The following is an 844-nucleotide window of genomic DNA, read 5'->3' on the forward strand; positions in this document are numbered from 1 at the left end:
GGGATCTGGCCGCTGTCGAGGAGATGTATGCGCTCAATTCTCCTGTCTCTTATACTCTTCTCCTTTCCCTCTTCTCCTCTCTTCCTCTCGTTTTCCTTCTTCTCCTTCTTTTTATCTTCTTCTTTTTTTCTTTTTCTTCTCTTTTTTTCTTTTTTTTTTTCTTCTTCCTTTTTCTTTTTCTCTCTCCTTTCTCTTTCTTTTTTTCTTTTTTCTTTTTCTTCTTTTCTCTCTTTTTTCTCTCTTTTTTCTTTTTCTCTCTTCTTTCCTTTCTTTCCTTCTCCTTTCTTTTCTTCCTCTTCTTCTCCCCTTTCCTCCCCCTCCTCCCTTCTTTCCTCCTTCTCTCCTTCTCCTCCTTTTTTTTCCTCTTCTCTCTTCCCCTCCCTTTTCTCCCCTCCCTCTTTTTCCTTCCTCCTTCTCTCCCCCCTTCTTCCTCCCTCCCCCCCTCCCCCTTTCTCCTCTCCTTCGCCTTCCTCTTCCTCGTCCTTACCCTCTTCCTCTGCCCCTCCCTCTCCTTCTCCTCCCCTCCCTTCCCCTCTCCTCCTTCCCTCCTTTCCTCTCCCTTCCCCTCCCTCTTCTCTCTTCCCCTCCTCCCTTTTTCCCTCTTCCTTCTCCTCTCCCCTTCCTCTTCTCTTTTCCTCCCTCCTCCTCTTCCCCCCTTCCCCTTCCCCCCCTTTTCTCTCCTTCCTTCCTCCTCTTCCTCCTCCTTTCTTTCTCTCTCCCCCCCCCCTCCTTCCTCCCTCCCTTCCTTTTCCTCCCTTTCCTCTTCCCTCCCCTCCCTCCCCCTTTTTTTTTTCCCCCCTCTCCTTTTCTCCCGCCCTTGCCTGCCCGTCTCTTTCTCTCTCTC

General features: G+C 49.8%; 1 protein-coding gene. It reads right to left on the reverse strand.

Annotation, left to right across the window (positions count from 1 at the left end; translation table 11 throughout):
- On the reverse strand, positions 1-844 hold an 844-nt coding region (locus VE26_RS19105), incomplete at both ends, for a hypothetical protein (protein WP_200897279.1).

It is taken from the genome of Devosia chinhatensis, assembly GCF_000969445.1.
GTDB lineage: Bacteria > Pseudomonadota > Alphaproteobacteria > Rhizobiales > Devosiaceae > Devosia > Devosia chinhatensis.